13 protein-coding genes are annotated in these 14,838 nt (G+C 68.0%); all 13 read left to right on the forward strand.

Annotated features, from left to right (window positions below; translation table 11 throughout):
- The first annotated feature begins 33 nt into the window (after positions 1 to 33).
- The 13 genes from ACIQLD_RS00665 to tpiA all read left to right on the forward strand — a co-directional run bounded on the left by ACIQLD_RS00665 (position 34) and on the right by tpiA (position 14,830).
- Positions 34 to 789: a DUF4129 domain-containing protein gene (locus ACIQLD_RS00665; RefSeq protein WP_402603884.1), complete on the forward strand. Its 756-nt coding sequence runs from the start codon at positions 34 to 36 to the stop codon at positions 787 to 789.
- A complete protein-coding gene (locus ACIQLD_RS00670; RefSeq protein ID WP_402603886.1) occupies positions 786 to 1,259 on the forward strand; it encodes a hypothetical protein in 474 nt (157 codons plus the stop codon). The genes ACIQLD_RS00665 and ACIQLD_RS00670 overlap by 4 nt, the downstream gene beginning before the upstream one ends.
- On the forward strand, positions 1,256 to 2,227 hold the full coding sequence (locus ACIQLD_RS00675; RefSeq protein ID WP_402603888.1) for an AAA family ATPase: 972 nt from the start codon (positions 1,256 to 1,258) through the stop codon (positions 2,225 to 2,227). The genes ACIQLD_RS00670 and ACIQLD_RS00675 overlap by 4 nt, the downstream gene beginning before the upstream one ends.
- Positions 2,224 to 3,537, forward strand: coding sequence for a DUF58 domain-containing protein (locus ACIQLD_RS00680; protein WP_402603890.1), 1,314 nt, complete (start codon positions 2,224 to 2,226; stop codon positions 3,535 to 3,537). The genes ACIQLD_RS00675 and ACIQLD_RS00680 overlap by 4 nt, the downstream gene beginning before the upstream one ends.
- Positions 3,534 to 4,130: a hypothetical protein gene (locus ACIQLD_RS00685; protein WP_402603892.1), complete on the forward strand. Its 597-nt coding sequence runs from the start codon at positions 3,534 to 3,536 to the stop codon at positions 4,128 to 4,130. Before ACIQLD_RS00680 ends, ACIQLD_RS00685 begins: the two co-directional genes overlap by 4 nt.
- 9 nt (positions 4,131 to 4,139) lie before the next feature.
- The gene (gene uvrA / locus ACIQLD_RS00690) at positions 4,140 to 7,028 is read left to right on the forward strand and encodes an excinuclease ABC subunit UvrA (protein WP_402603894.1); all 2,889 of its coding nucleotides are present in this window, start codon (positions 4,140 to 4,142) and stop codon (positions 7,026 to 7,028) included.
- Entirely contained in the window at positions 7,028 to 8,932 is a 1,905-nt protein-coding gene (uvrC, locus tag ACIQLD_RS00695; RefSeq protein WP_402603897.1) for an excinuclease ABC subunit UvrC, read from the forward strand. The genes uvrA and uvrC overlap by 1 nt, the downstream gene beginning before the upstream one ends.
- Before the next feature lie 34 nt (positions 8,933 to 8,966).
- Positions 8,967 to 9,839, forward strand: a complete 873-nt coding sequence (gene rapZ / locus ACIQLD_RS00700; protein ID WP_402603900.1) for an RNase adapter RapZ — start codon at positions 8,967 to 8,969, stop codon at positions 9,837 to 9,839.
- Positions 9,840 to 9,906: 67 nt separating this feature from the next.
- Entirely contained in the window at positions 9,907 to 10,884 is a 978-nt protein-coding gene (gene whiA / locus ACIQLD_RS00705) for a DNA-binding protein WhiA (RefSeq protein ID WP_402603902.1), read from the forward strand.
- 186 nt (positions 10,885 to 11,070) lie between these two features.
- The gene (locus tag ACIQLD_RS00710) at positions 11,071 to 11,697 is read left to right on the forward strand and encodes a superoxide dismutase (protein ID WP_021201518.1); all 627 of its coding nucleotides are present in this window, start codon (positions 11,071 to 11,073) and stop codon (positions 11,695 to 11,697) included.
- A 115-nt stretch (positions 11,698 to 11,812) separates the two neighbouring features.
- Positions 11,813 to 12,823 carry a type I glyceraldehyde-3-phosphate dehydrogenase gene (gap, locus tag ACIQLD_RS00715; RefSeq protein ID WP_402603904.1) on the forward strand — a complete coding sequence of 337 codons (1,011 nt, stop codon included), beginning with the start codon at positions 11,813 to 11,815 and terminating at the stop codon, positions 12,821 to 12,823.
- Between the two features lie 10 nt (positions 12,824 to 12,833).
- Positions 12,834 to 14,048 carry a phosphoglycerate kinase gene (locus ACIQLD_RS00720; RefSeq protein WP_402603906.1) on the forward strand — a complete coding sequence of 405 codons (1,215 nt, stop codon included), beginning with the start codon at positions 12,834 to 12,836 and terminating at the stop codon, positions 14,046 to 14,048.
- Complete coding sequence (gene tpiA, locus ACIQLD_RS00725; protein WP_402603908.1) at positions 14,039 to 14,830, forward strand: triose-phosphate isomerase; 792 nt, start codon at positions 14,039 to 14,041, stop codon at positions 14,828 to 14,830. Before ACIQLD_RS00720 ends, tpiA begins: the two co-directional genes overlap by 10 nt.
- Positions 14,831 to 14,838: the final 8 nt, after the last annotated feature.

The raw sequence follows: 14,838 nt of genomic DNA on the forward strand, positions 1-14,838 counted from the left end.
CGACGTGGGGGATCAGCCCCCTAGGGTGGAGGCATGTCGCGCTCCGAGCCCTCGGTCCCGGTGCGGGAGCGTGCCGGGACGGAGAAGCCGCGGTGGCTTCTGCTCCCGCTGATCGTGATAGCCGGCTTCTTCGCGACGATCATGTTCGCTGCGGCGACGCAGGGCCTTCCGCAGTTCGGAGGATGGTTCACCGACACCGAGGAACGCTCCGGCGATGACGTCGTGCCGACGGCGCCGGCGGAGACCGCATCTCCGCCGTTGGATCCTCCGGAGGATTCGCCGCTGCTCGTCATCATCGGCTACATCCTCGCGGCGGTCGTCATCGCCGCCGTGCTCGCGATGGTGTTCTTCGGCGCCCGACTCCTGATCCGCTATCTCGTGGGCCTCTGGCGCGACCGTCCGCTCGCGCGTCGGGAGGCGACGCGCGTCGATACCCAGGCCGTCACCGCACCCGTGACCGACGTCGAGCCGGATGATGCGACGATCAGGCGCGGAATCGCGGAAGCGCTGCGGACGATCGACAGCCGGCCTCTGCCCGGCGACAGCATCGTGGCTGCGTGGGTGGGCCTGGAGGAGTCGGCAGCGGATGCCGGTGCCGGTCGCGGTGCCAATGAGACCCCGTCGGAGTTCACCGTGCGTATCGTCGGCAGACGCGCCGGGATCGCCGACGACGTCGTCGCCCTGCTGGGCCTCTACGAACAGGTGCGCTTCGGTGGCCACGACGCCGGTGAGGGTGATCGGGCCCGAGCCGCCGAGTGTCTCCGCGCCATCCAGGAGGGGTGGCGATGAAGAGACGGATGCTGGTCCTGGGCGTCGGCGCCGTGGTCGCTCTGGTCGTCCTCCTCGTGCTCGGTCAGCTGGGTTTCCCCGTGCCGTTCGTGCTCGCCTGGATGATCCTCGTTGTCGGGGTGGTCCTGGCCTGCCGCCAGGAGTTCATCGAGGTCGGGCCCGTCTGGCCTCCCGAGAAGCCGAGCCGCACCTCGCGCGGCTCGGAGGTGTCCCGCCTGGCCTGGGCGATCAACACACGTACGGGGGTCGCCGGCCACGTCGTCGTGCGCCGGGTGCAGAGCGTGTTGAGAAGACGCCTCGCCCTGCGTGGACTCGACCTCGACGATCCCACGCAGCACGCTCGCATCGACGTCCTCCTCGGCGAGGGGGTGCGCGACGCCCTGCACCGTCGTGAAGTGCGCAGCACCGACATCGAGATCGTGCTCGACGCGATCGACCGCATCCCGAACGACACGGAGGAGACCGGATGAGCAACCAGGACACCACGCAGATCGCCGAGACCGGGCGTCGAGTGCTCGACAGCGTCCGCGGCGCCGTCGTCGGGATGGACGAGCCCCTCACGATCGCCCTCGCCGCGATCCTCGCGGGTGGGCATGTGCTCTTCGAGGATGTTCCGGGGCTGGGGAAGACGCTGGCCGCGCGCAGCCTGGCTCGTGCACTCGGCCTCGAGTTCCGACGTCTGCAGTGCACCCCGGACATGCTCCCGGGAGATGTCACCGGCTCTTACGTCTATGCGCCGGCCACCGGAGACTTCGTGTTCCGACCCGGCCCGATCTTCACCGGGCTGCTCCTCGCCGACGAGGTGAACCGCACCACGCCCAAGACCCAGTCGGCGATGTTGGAGGCGATGGCCGAGCATCAGGTCACCGTCGAGGGAAACAGTTTCGCGCTGCCACTGCCTTTCCACGTGATCGCGACCTCGAACCCCATCGAGTACGAGGGCACGTACGCGCTTCCCGAGGCGCAGCTCGACCGCTTCATGGTGCGCCTCGCCGTCGGCTACCCCGTTCCGGAGGATGAGACGCGCATCATCCTCGACCGGGTGCGCCGGCAGAGCCCCGACGCGTCCGTCGATCCGGTCGTCGACGGAGTGGGTCTCCTCGCGATCCAGGCGGCCGTCGAGCGGATCCATGTCGATGCCGATGTCGCGAGGTACTGCGTGGAGCTGACAAGGGGCACGCGGGATGCGGCGCACGTCGCGGTCGGCGCCTCGCCGCGCGGGTCGCAGGCTCTCGTCCTTCTCGGTCGGGCACTCGCGGCTCTGGACGGTCGGGACTACGTGCGACCGGACGACATCAAGCGCATCGCCGAACCCGTGCTCGCTCACCGGCTGACCCTGACGCCGCAGGCCTGGGCGCAAGGGGTGGATCCCCGCTCCGTCGTGGCGGCCGTCGTCGAGGCTACGCCGGTGCCGCCGACCGTGGCTGCGGTGCGGTGACCGAGCCGGTCCGCGTCACGGCGCGCGCCCCCGTGCGGTGGAGCCGGACGCCCGTGATCGCGATCGGACTCGCCGGCTCGACGATCCTCGCCGCTGTCGGGCTCGTCTTCTCGCGACCCGACGTGATCGGCATCGGGCTTCCGCTCGCGCTCGCGACGGCATGGATGCTGCTGCGTCGACCCGGTGACGATGTGCTGTCGATCGAGCTGCGTGCACGTCCGGGCGGCTCGGACGCCTCATCGGAGGTCATGGCTGTGGTGGACGCGGACCTCGACGGCGACTGGCTCCAGATCGCGGTCGATCAGCAGGAGCAGCGGTCAGGGGTCGCTGACGTGAAGCCAGGGCGCTCCGTCCTCGCGTCGCGCAACAGCCTGCAGCACTCCGGTCCGGTGGAGTTGCTGGGAGTGACGGTCCGCGGGGCCGCACTCGACGGCGCGTGGGTCACGGAGTCCGCTCCTCGAGTCGCGCTGGAGTGGAACACGCCGCCGCGGCATCTCCGGATCGGCCGTCTGCCCGTCGCCCCGCGCTTGACGGGACTGCACGGTGCCCACGAAGGATCGCGCCCCGGCCAGGGCGGCGACTTCCGCGACATCCATCCGTTCGCCCCCGGAGACGAGCTGCGCCGTGTCGACTGGCGGGCGACCGCGCGTGCCGCCCGTCGACCGGGCGAACTCCTCGTGCGACGCACGGCCACTCTCAGCGATTCCTCGGTGGTGATCGCGGTCGACACGGCAGAGGATCTCGGGACCGTCGTCGCCTCCTGGGGATCGGACGATGCCGACCGGGCAGGCGTCACCTCGCTGGATCTCGCGCGGGAGGCGGCACTGTCCATCGCGACCGCGGCGGTCGGAGTCGGCGATCGGGTCGCATATCACGCGCTGTCCGCCGGAGGACGCAGCCTCCCATCCGGCGGCGGCCCGCGCCACCTCGCGCGTCTGCGTGACATGATCGCGGCGACCGGTCAGAGCGACGAGGACTCCCGGTACCGCCGGTCACCGGTGGTACCGGCCGGCTCCATCGTCTTCGTGCTCTCCACGTTCTTCGACGGCGTCGCCGCGCAGCTCGCCACCCGGTGGCGAGCGGCGGGTCACGCCGTGGTCGCCGTCGACGTCCTCCCTGCCCCTGACGAGAGCCGACTCACCCGAGAGCAGCGCATCGCGCTGCGGACCCTGCTCGCGGAACGCGTCGACATCCTCGTCGAGCTGCGGCATGCAGGCGTCGAGGTCGTCGCCTGGACGGATCCCGACGTCGACGTCGCGATGCGGCTCGCGGCTCTTCGTCAGCAGCGGATGCGGACGGTGCGGCGATGAAGCGCGGCCTGCGTTCGTTCCGGGTGCGGGCGGCTGTTCCGGGGATCGCCGTCCGACTCCTGCTCGTCGCGATCGTGTGGGGAGGGGCGGTCGTGCTCGTTCCTTTCCCGTTGTGGCAGGGTGTGGCGGTGATCGCCGCCTTCCTCGCGGTCGTGATCCCGCGGTCCTTGGCGGCGTGGCTCGCGGCGGCATGCCTGGCGTTCGGCGTCATCCTGAACGAACCGGATCCGGGACGAACGGCCCTCGCCGTCCTGGTCGTTCCCGCGATCCACATGCTCGCATCGTTGAGTCTCGTGATCCCGAACACCTCGCGTGTCGCCCTCGCCGTGCTGGGCCCGAGCCTCGCGCGCTTCCTCGTCATCCAGTTGCTGGCGCAGCCCGTCGTCCTCGCGGTCTGGCTGCTGGCGCCTTCGGACGTCGATCACGGCATCACCCCTTTCGCCCCACTCGCGGCAGCGGCGCTCGTGCTGGGTGTGGTGCTGGCGCTGCGGGCCGTCCGGAGCTCGGATGCACCGCGGAGGAAGGCACCGTCGGCGGGAGAGGAATCGGTCGCCGAGAGTCCTCACGGAGCCAATGTCCGTGGCCCCTCGTAGACTTGTCCGGTGCCCATCGTCCCCGTTGCCTCCTCCGGAAAACTCAGTGTCCGCGGTGCCCGCGTCCACAACCTCAAGAACGTCGACATCGACATTCCCCGCGACTCCCTCGTCGTGTTCACCGGCCTGTCCGGGTCGGGAAAGTCCAGCCTCGCGTTCGACACGATCTTCGCCGAGGGGCAGCGTCGCTACGTCGAATCGCTGAGCGCGTACGCGCGCCAGTTCCTCGGCCAGGTCGACAGGCCGGACGTCGATTTCATCGAGGGCCTCAGCCCTGCCGTCTCGATCGACCAGAAGTCGACCAACCGCAACCCGCGGTCCACCGTCGGCACGATCACTGAGATCTACGACTACATGCGTCTGCTCTGGGCGCGCATCGGTATTCCGCACTGTCCCGAATGCGGTGAGCGCATCCAGCGTCAGACGGTGCAGCAGATCGCCGATCAGCTGATGGAGCTCCCCGAGCGCACGCGCTACCAGGTGGTCGCGCCGATCGTGTCGCAGAAGAAGGGCGAGTTCGTCGACCTGTTCCGCGAGCTCGGCGCCAAGGGCTACTCGCGGGCCATCGTCGACGGCGACCTCATCCAGCTCGCCGAGCCGCCCACGCTGAAGAAGAGCTACAAGCACGACATCGCGGTGGTGGTCGATCGTCTGGTCGCTTCCGACGACATCCTCGGTCGTGTCACCGATTCGGTCGAGACCGCGCTCGGGCTCGCGGGCGGCGTGGTGCAGATCAACTACGTCGACGGCGAGGGCGACGACGCATGGCAGACCTTCTCCGAGAAGCTGGCCTGCCCGAACGGACACGCCCTCACGCTCACCGAGATCGAGCCGCGCACGTTCTCGTTCAACGCGCCGTTCGGCGCCTGCCCCGCCTGTTCCGGGCTCGGCACGCGCATGTCCGTCGACGTCGATCTGATGCTCGGTGACGAAGACCTCTCGATCCGCGAGGGCGTCATCATCCCCTGGACGACCCAGGGAAAGGGGCTGTTCCAGTACTACGAGCGTCTGCTCGAAGGGCTCTCGAACGACCTCGACTTCTCGTTGGACACGCCCTGGCGCGAGCTGCACTCCGACGTGCAGAACGCCGTTCTGCGCGGCGAGAACTACAAGGTGTCCGTCAAGTGGAAGAACCGCTACGGCCGCGAGATGCGGTACACGTCCGGGTTCGAGGGTGTGGTTCCGTACATCGAGCGGCAGTACCTGCAGGCCGAATCCGACAACCAGCGCAACCGCTGGGGCGAGTACCTCCGCGAGGTGCCGTGTCCCGTGTGCGACGGCAACCGCCTCAAGCCCGAGGTCCTGGCCGTGCAGGTGCACGGCCACTCGATCGCCGAGGTCTCGCATCTCAGTCTCGCCGATGCGCGCGCCTTCATGGAGACCCTCACACTCACCGACCGTGAAGCGAAGATCGCGGCGCAGGTGCTCCGAGAGATCCGGCTCCGTCTCGACTTCCTGCTGCAGGTCGGCCTGTCCTACCTCAACCTCAGCCGCTCGGCAGGCTCCCTCTCGGGTGGAGAGGCGCAGCGCATCCGTCTGGCGACGCAGATCGGCTCCGGTCTGACCGGTGTGCTCTACGTGCTCGACGAGCCGTCGATCGGTCTGCACCAGCGTGACAACCGGCGCCTGATCGAGACCCTGCTCACCCTGCGCGACCTCGGCAACACGCTGATCGTGGTGGAGCACGATGAAGAGACCATCGAAGCCGCGGACTGGGTCGTCGACATCGGCCCCGGCGCCGGGGTCAACGGCGGCGAGGTCGTGCACTCGGGTCCGTATTCGGCGTTGCTCAACGACAGTGCGTCGATGACGGGGGAGTACCTCTCCGGGCGCCGTGAGATCCCGATGCCGACGAAGCGCCGCAAGATCGACAAGAAGCGGATGCTGAGCGTCGTCGGGGCCCGTGCGAACAACCTACGCAACGTCACAGCCGACTTCCCGCTCGGCGTCCTGACCGCGGTCACCGGGGTCAGCGGTTCCGGCAAGTCATCACTCGTCAACGACATCCTGTACCAGGTACTGGCCTCGCGGTTGAACGGTGCCCGCACGGTTCCCGGCAAGCACACGCGGGTGACGGGGCTCGACAACCTCGACAAGGTCGTGCACGTCGATCAGGCGCCGATCGGCCGCACCCCGCGATCGAACCCGGCGACCTACACCGGTGTGTTCGACCGCATCCGCACACTCTTCAGCGAGACGCCGGAGGCGAAGGTCCGTGGTTACCAGCCCGGTCGTTTCAGCTTCAACGTCAAGGGCGGCCGCTGCGAGGCATGCTCGGGCGACGGCACTATCAAGATCGAGATGAACTTCCTGCCCGACGTCTACGTGGACTGCGAGGTCTGCCACGGCAAGCGCTACAACCGCGACACGCTCGCTGTGCACTACAAGGGCAAGAACATCGCCGAGGTCCTCGAGATGCCGATCGAGGAGGCGGCCGAATTCTTCGAGCCCATCCAGGCGATCCACCGTTACATGAAGACGCTCGTCGATGTCGGGCTCGGCTACGTGCGACTCGGCCAGTCGGCGACGACGCTCTCCGGTGGCGAGGCGCAGCGCGTCAAGCTGGCGACCGAGCTCCAGCGCCGCAGCAACGGGCGCAGCATCTACGTGCTCGACGAGCCGACCACGGGCCTGCACTTCGAAGACGTCCGCAAGCTCCTCGAGGTACTCAACGGTCTGGTCGACAAGGGCAACACGGTGATCGTCATCGAGCACAACCTCGACGTGATCAAGTCGGCCGACTGGGTGATCGACCTCGGTCCCGAGGGGGGCTCCGGCGGCGGTCAGATCGTCGCCACCGGCACCCCTGAGCAGATCGCCCGCGTCGAGGCGAGCCACACCGGGCTGTTCCTCGGCGAGATCCTGGGTGAGGGGCGCTCCGCGCGGAAGGCCAGCTGATGGCCGACGTGCTGCCCTACAAGCCGCGGCCGGGGGAGATCCCCACCGACCCCGGCGTGTATCGCTTCCGTGATTCCGCGGGCCGAGTGCTCTACGTGGGCAAGGCGAAGAATCTGCGTCAACGCCTGTCGAACTACTTCGCACCGTTGCGCACGTTGCACGAACGCACCCGTCGCATGGTCACCACCGCCTCGTCCGTCGAGTGGACGGTGGTCTCGACCGATGTCGACTCGCTGCAGCTCGAGTACATGTGGATCAAGGAGTTCGATCCGCCCTTCAACGTGAGGTACAAGGACGACAAGTCCTACCCGTTCATGGCGGTGACCCTTGCCGACGAGGCGCCGCGCGTGATCGTCACCCGCAACCGCAGGATCCCCGGCGCGCGGTACTTCGGTCCGTTCCCGAAGGTCTGGGCGGTGCACGAGACCATCGATCTGATGATCAAGGCGTTCCCGATCCGCACGTGCAGCGACTCCAGCTACCGTCGGGCCATGCAGACGGGCCGTCCGTGCTTCCCGGGGCAGATCGGCAAGTGCGGGGGCCCGTGCTCGATGACGGTGAGCATCGAGGAGCACCGCGCCATGGTCGACGACTTCGTCGCCTTCATGGCCGGCGGAGACGAGCGCTTCACCCGCGAGCTCACGAAACGGATGCTGGCAGCATCAGCGGCGATGGACTACGAAGCGGCGGCCAAGTACCGCGACAAGCTGTCGGCGATCGAAGCCGTGCTGGGCAAGAGCGCACTCGTCCTTCCCAGCGACGAGGATGCCGATCTGTTCGGGATCGCCGAAGACGAGCTGGCCGCAGCTGTGCAGCATTTCGTGATCCGTGGCGGCAGGGTCCGCGGTGTGCGCGCCCTGACGATCGAGAAGGAGATCGACATCTCCAGCGGCGAGCTCGTCGAGCAGGTGCTGCAGCAGGCATACGGCGAGGCACAGGATGTTCCGCGTCGCATCCTGGTTCCGACGCTGCCCGATGATGCAGCGGAGCTCGAGGTGTGGTTGCGAGAGCGACGTGGCAAGAAGGTCGAGATCGCGGTCGCCCAGCGCGGTCAGCGTGCCGACCTCATGCGTACCGCCACACTGAACGCACAACAGGCGCTGATCCGGCACAAGACGCGACGCACGACCGACTACGTCGCTCGAACCCAGGCGCTGACCGATCTGCAGGAAGCGCTCGGCATGGACGAAGCGCCCCTGCGCGTCGAGTGCTTCGACATCTCGCACCTCGGCGGCACCAATGTCGTCGCCTCGATGGTGGTGTTCGAGGACGGGCTTCCCCGCAAAGACCAGTACCGGTCGTTCAACATCGCTGAGACGACCGACGACACCGACTCCATGTACCAGGTGCTCCGTCGCCGGCTGGCCTACCTCGACCGTCCCGAAGAGCCCGAGACCATCGATCCGACGACCGACGAGGTCGTCGCGGAAGACGTCGGGGAGGCGACGGTGCGACGCAAGCCCCGATTCGCCTACCCGCCGCAGCTGCTCCTCGTCGATGGAGGGCAGCCGCAGGTGGAGGCCGCGGCCCGAGCGCTCCGCGACGCCGGACACACCGAGATCGCGGTCTGCGGCATCGCCAAACGCCTCGAAGAGGTCTGGCTTCCCGGCGAGGACTTCCCCGTGATCCTGCCGCGCACGAGCGAAGCCCTGTACCTGCTGCAGCGCCTGCGCGATGAGGCGCACCGGTTCGCGATCACGCATCAGCGGAAGAAGCGGCGCAACGACATAGGCTCAGTGCTCGCCGAAGTGCCGGGGCTCGGTGCCTCTCGCATCAAGGTGCTGCTCAAGCACTTCGGGTCGGTCACCGCTCTCCGTGCCGCCGAGCCCGGGCAGATCGAAGAAGTCCAGGGAATCGGTCCCGTGCTCGCTCAGAACATCCACACGCACCTGTCCACTCGCTAGGCTGGAAGCCGAGGGGGAGAGGGAGCACTGAGTAATGACTGACGGGGAAAAGGGCGAGTTCCTCATCGTCACGGGCATGTCCGGCGCAGGTCGGACGACGGTGGCGAACGCACTGGAGGATCTCGGCTGGTACGTCGTCGACAACCTGCCCCCGCAGATCCTGCGTCCGCTGCTGGATCTGACCGACATGGGCGGCACCGCGCTGCCCAAGGTCGCGGCGGTCGTCGATGTGCGCGGACGCAACCTCTTCGACGACTTCCCCGGGGTGGCGCGCGCACTGCGTTCCCGGGGTTCTGTCCGCGTGCTCTTCCTCGATGCGTCCGACGACGTGCTGGTGCGCCGGTTCGAGTCCGTGCGCAGACCGCACCCGCTGCAGGGCGAAGGCACCCTGCTCGACGGCATCCGCATCGAGCGTGCACGGCTTGCACCGATCCGCGAAGCGGCCGACCTGGTGATCGACACCTCGACGCTCAACATCCACCAGCTCGCCACGCAGGTCTCCGACATCTTCTCCGAAGAGGGGGAGGCGCGACACCGGGTCACGCTGCTCAGCTTCGGGTTCAAGTACGGGCTGCCGACCGACGTCGACATCGTCGCGGACATGCGCTTCCTGCCGAACCCGTTCTGGAATGAGGAGTTGCGAGGACTGACCGGCCAGGACGAGACCGTTCGCGAGTACGTGCTCTCCCGGGAGGGCGCGATGGAGTTCCTGGACGCCTACTCCACGGCACTGGTGCCGGTGCTCGAGGGGTACCAGCGCGAGAACAAGAGCCACTCGACGATCGCGATCGGCTGCACGGGGGGAAAGCACCGCTCCGTCGCCATGTCGGAGGAGCTGTCGCGTCGCCTGGCAGCGATCCCCGGCGTCGCCGTGAACGTACGTCACCGGGACCTGGGCCGAGAGTAGCGGGCCGTCCGGCCGAGTAAGCTGGACGTTTGCGTCGCGATCCGGCGCGTGAACGTGAAGGAGTGTCGTGGCACTAACCACCGACGTCAAGGCCGAGCTGGTCAGCATCCGCAATGCACCCCCGACGGTGCGAGTCGCGGAAGTGACCGCCATCCTCCGGTTCGCCGGTGGTCTGCATTCGATCGCCGGTCGCGTGGCCGTGGAGGCCGAGGTGGATGCTGAGACTCTCGCGCGCCGCGTCGCGCGTGACCTCGCCGAGATCTACGGCGTGCGACCCGAGATCGCTCAGGTCCAGTCGAGCACCGCGAACGACGGAGCGCGCTGGGCCGTGCGCGTGATCGCACAGGGGGAGACCCTCGCGCGTCAGACCGGTCTGCTCGATCAGCGTCGCCGCCCGGTACGCGGGCTGCCCAACCGACTCACCACCGGCTCTCGTGCCGAGGTGGCCGGCCTGTGGCGCGGTGCCTTCCTCGCCGCAGGATCCCTGAGCGAGCCCGGTCGCTCCGCCATGCTGGAGGTCGTCTGCCCGTCGTCGGAGGCGGCGATGGCCCTCGTCGGCGCCGCTCACAGACTCGGCGTCGCGGCCAAGGCGCGCGAAGTGCGCGGGATGCCCCGGGTCGTCGTGCGTGAGGGGGAGGCGATCCGTATCATCCTCAACGAGATGGGTGCACAGAAGACAGCCATCGCGTGGGAGGAGCTCCGCCAGCGCCGCGAGGTCCGTGCCGGCGTCAACCGCCTGGTGAACTTCGACGACGCGAACCTCCGTCGTTCCGCGCAGGCCGCCGTCGCCGCGTGCGCACGTGTCGAGCGCGCGCTCGAGATCCTCGCCGACGAGGTGCCGGACCACCTCAAGGTGGCCGGCGAGCTTCGTCTGGCGCACCGCGACGCCAGCCTCGACGAGCTCGGCCACCACGCCGACCCGCCCCTGACGAAGGATGCCGTCGCCGGACGCATCCGCCGCCTGCTCGCGATGGCGGACAAGCGCGCTCAGCAGGAGGGCATCCCGGGAACAGAGGCCGCGGTCCCCGTCGGACTCGACGTCTGACCTGCGCCCTCGACGAGAGACCCGCCGCCCGGCATCCGGGCGGCGGGTCTTCGTCATATGGCGGAAGGTTCCGGGCCGCACCCGCGTTGTCGTCAGTAGGATGAAGAACGTCCGCTCTACGCCGCACATCGGCGGCGCGGAGGATCGGCAAGCGCCGCGGCGCGGCGCGGATTGGATGAAAGCGATATGGCGACCTACACGCTCCCCGACCTTCCCTACGACTTCGCAGCCCTCGAGCCGCACATCAGCGGCAAGATCATGGAGCTGCACCACGACAAGCACCACCAGGCCTACGTGACAGGTGCGAACACGGCGCTCGACCAGCTCGCCGAGGCCCGCGAGAGCGGCAACCTGGCGAACGTCAACAAGCTCGAGAAGGACCTCGCGTTCAACCTCGGCGGCCATGTCAACCACTCGATCTTCTGGACGAACCTCTCGCCGAACGGCGGAGGCCAGCCCGAGGGTGAGCTGAAGGCGGCGATCGACGAGTACTTCGGCTCGTTCGAGAAGTTCCAGGCACACTTCACGGCGGCGGCGACCGGAATCCAGGGCTCCGGCTGGGCGGTGCTCAGCTGGGACTCGATCGGCTCGCGTCTGATCATCCAGCAGTTGTTCGATCAGCAGTCGAACACGGCGCAGGGCACGATCCCGCTCTTCCAGCTCGACATGTGGGAGCACGCCTTCTACCTCGACTACCTCAACGTGAAGGCCGACTACGTCAAGGCCGCATGGAACATCGCGAACTGGGAGAACGTCGCCCAGCGCCTCGAGGTCGCCCGCAAGCAGACGAACGGCCTGCTGGTACTGTCGTAATCGGGTCGCGTCCCGACGGGCCACGGCTCGTCGGGACGCCCTCTCAGCCAAAAAACCCCGCGCTTCACGATTGCTGGAAAGCTGCGTGCAGCGCACGAGAAACAGGGAGACCTGAGTGTCTGTCAAGATCGGTATCAACGGCTTCGGCCGCATCGGACGCAACTACTTCCGCGCGGCTCTCGCGCAGGGAGCGGACCTTGAGATCGTCGCCGTCAACGACCTCACCGACAACAAGACCCTGGCGCACCTGCTGAAGTACGACTCGGTGGGCGGCGTCCTCGACGCCGACATCAGCTACGACGACGACAGCATCACCGTCAACGGCAAGGTCATCAAGGCCTTTGCCGAGCGCGACCCCGCCGGCCTCCCCTGGGGCGAGCTGGGCGTCGACATCGTCATCGAGTCGACCGGCTTCTTCACCAAGGCCGAGCTCGCCAAGAAGCACATCGAGGCCGGCGCGAAGAAGGTCCTCATCTCGGCTCCGGGCACCGGTGTCGACGGCACGTTCGTCATGGGCGTGAACGAGGACACGTACAACCCGGAGACCGATCACATCATCTCCAACGCGTCCTGCACCACGAACTGCCTCGCGCCGCTCGCCCAGGTCTTCAACGACGCGTTCGGCATCGACCGCGGCTTCATGATGACGGCCCACGCGTACACCGCGGACCAGAACCTGCAGGACGGCCCGCACAGCGACCTCCGCCGTGCACGTGCCGCCGCGATCAACATCACGCCGGCATCGACCGGTGCCGCCAAGGCCATCGGCGAGGTGCTCCCGGAACTCCAGGGCAAGCTCAGCGGCTCGTCGTACCGCGTTCCGGTCCCCACCGGCTCGATCGTCGACCTCACCCTCATCACCGACCGCGAGAACCTGACGGTCGACGAGGTCAACGAGGCGTACAAGAAGGCCGCTGCCGAGGGTCGCCTCGCCGGCTACCTGCAGTACAACGAGGACCCGATCGTCTCGAGCGACATCGTGCACAACCCGCACTCGTCGATCTTCGACTCGACGCTCACCAACGTGAGCGGCAACCTGATCAAGGTCTCCAGCTGGTACGACAACGAGTGGGGCTACTCCAACCGTCTCGTCGACCTGACCGAGTACGTGGCCGAGCGCCTCTAAGCTCAGACACATGACTCTGCGCACCCTGGACACCCTGGGGTCGCTCGAGGGCAAGCGCGTCATCGTCCGTTGTGATCTCAACGTCCCCCTGCGGGACGGGATCATCACGGACGATGGCCGTGTCCGCGCCTCGTTGCCGACCCTCAACGCACTCATCAACGCGGGCGCCCGCGTCGTGGTGTGCTCTCACCTCGGGCGGCCGGACGGCGCGCCCGACCCGAAGTACAGCCTGGAGCCGGTGGCCCAGCGCCTGTCCGAGCTGCTCGGCGCCCCGGTCGCGTTCGCACGCGACACGGTCGGCGAGTCGGCGAAGGACGCCGTGGACTTCCTCGAGGACGGCGGAGTCGTCGTCATCGAGAACCTGCGGTTCAACCCGGGGGAGACCTCGAAGGACGACACCACCCGTGCGGCTTTCGCAGCAGAGCTGGCGGAGCTCGGCGATGTGCTCGTCTCCGATGGGTTCGGGGTCGTGCACCGCAAGCAGGCGAGCGTCTACGAGCTCGCCGAGCTGCTCCCGTCAGCGGCCGGCCTGCTGATCGCGACCGAGCTCGACGTGCTCGACCGCCTGACCGAGAACCCCGAGCGGCCGTACGCGGTCGTGCTCGGCGGGTCGAAGGTCAGCGACAAGCTCGGCGTGATCTCGCACCTGCTGCCGCGGGTCGACAAGATCCTCGTCGGCGGCGGCATGCTGTTCACCTTCCTCAAGGCACAGGGTCACGCCGTGGCGTCGAGCCTGCTGGAAGAGGACCAGCTCGAAACCGTTCGCGGCTACATCGCGGAGGCGGCGGAGCGCGGCGTGGAGCTCGTGCTCCCCACCGACGTCGTGGTCGCCGCGTCCTTCGGCGCGGACGCCGCGCACGAAGTCGCTGCGGCTGATGCCATCGAGTCCACGCCGTTCGGTGCCTCGGGCATCGGCCTCGACATCGGCCCGGAGACGGCGGCGAAGTTCGCCGAGGTCATCCGCGAGTCGAAGACCGTGTTCTGGAACGGCCCCATGGGCGTGTTCGAGTTCCCGGCGTTCGCGGCGGGTACCAAGACCGTGGCGCAGGCGCTCACCGAAGTCGACGGCCTCAGCGTCGTCGGCGGTGGTGACTCCGCGGCGGCCGTGCGCCAGTTGGGCTTCACCGACGACCAGTTCGGTCACATCTCGACCGGTGGCGGCGCGAGCCTCGAATTCCTCGAGGGCAAGAAACTACCTGGGCTGGAGGTCCTCGGATGGGCGTGAACTCCCGTACCCCGCTGATCGCGGGAAACTGGAAGATGAATCTCGACCACCTGCAGGCGGTCGCGTTCGTGCAGAAGCTGCACTGGACGTTGAAGGACGCGAAGCACGAAGACGGATCCGTCGAGGTGGCGGTCTTCCCGCCGTTCACCGACATCCGCAGCGTGCAGACGCTCATCGATGCGGACAAGATCCCGTTCGCGCTCGGCGCGCAGGATGTCTCGGCACACGACTCCGGTGCATACACCGGCGAGGTGTCGGGTGCGTTCCTGGCGAAGCTCGACGCGAAGTACGTGATCATCGGACACTCCGAGCGCCGGGAGTACCACTCCGAGGGCGACGACGTCGTGGCAGCCAAGGTGAAGGCATCGCTCAAGCACGACCTCGTCCCGGTGATCTGCGTCGGCGAGACCGCCGGCGACCTCGAGAAGTTCGGTGCCAGTGCGGTCCCGGTGTCCCAGCTCGAGGCGGCGCTCGAGGGCGTCTCGTCGAAGGCGGACATCGTCGTGGCGTATGAGCCCGTGTGGGCGATCGGCTCCGGACAGGCGGCGACCCCGCAGCAGGCGCAGGATGTCTGCGCCGCTCTGCGCGCCGTCATCGCGAAGGTCCTGGGCGACGAGGCGGCAGCGCGTACGCGCATCCTCTACGGCGGCTCCGTGAAGTCGGGGAACATCGCCAGCTTCATGCGCGAGCCCGATGTGGACGGCGCTCTGGTCGGCGGGGCGAGCCTCGTCGTGGACGAGTTCGCCGCGATCATCCGCTTCGAGAAGCACGTCGGCGTGTGAGTGCAGCG

It is taken from the genome of Microbacterium sp. NPDC091662 (assembly GCF_044756705.1).
Classification (GTDB): Bacteria; Actinomycetota; Actinomycetes; order Actinomycetales; family Microbacteriaceae; genus Microbacterium.

Excerpts from the sequence above, each read along its gene's own strand:
- ACIQLD_RS00665 (WP_402603884.1), top strand. The coding sequence starts at position 34 with ATGTCGCGCTCCGAGCCCTCGGTCCCGGTGCGGGAGCGTGCCGGGACG.
- ACIQLD_RS00670 (WP_402603886.1), top strand. The coding sequence starts at position 786 with ATGAAGAGACGGATGCTGGTCCTGGGCGTCGGCGCCGTGGTCGCTCTG.
- ACIQLD_RS00675 (WP_402603888.1), top strand. The coding sequence starts at position 1,256 with ATGAGCAACCAGGACACCACGCAGATCGCCGAGACCGGGCGTCGAGTG.
- ACIQLD_RS00685 (WP_402603892.1), top strand. The coding sequence starts at position 3,534 with ATGAAGCGCGGCCTGCGTTCGTTCCGGGTGCGGGCGGCTGTTCCGGGG.
- uvrC (WP_402603897.1), top strand. The coding sequence starts at position 7,028 with ATGGCCGACGTGCTGCCCTACAAGCCGCGGCCGGGGGAGATCCCCACC.
- rapZ (WP_402603900.1), top strand. The coding sequence starts at position 8,967 with ATGACTGACGGGGAAAAGGGCGAGTTCCTCATCGTCACGGGCATGTCC.
- ACIQLD_RS00710 (WP_021201518.1), top strand. The coding sequence starts at position 11,071 with ATGGCGACCTACACGCTCCCCGACCTTCCCTACGACTTCGCAGCCCTC.
- ACIQLD_RS00720 (WP_402603906.1), top strand. The coding sequence starts at position 12,834 with ATGACTCTGCGCACCCTGGACACCCTGGGGTCGCTCGAGGGCAAGCGC.
- tpiA (WP_402603908.1), top strand. The coding sequence starts at position 14,039 with ATGGGCGTGAACTCCCGTACCCCGCTGATCGCGGGAAACTGGAAGATG.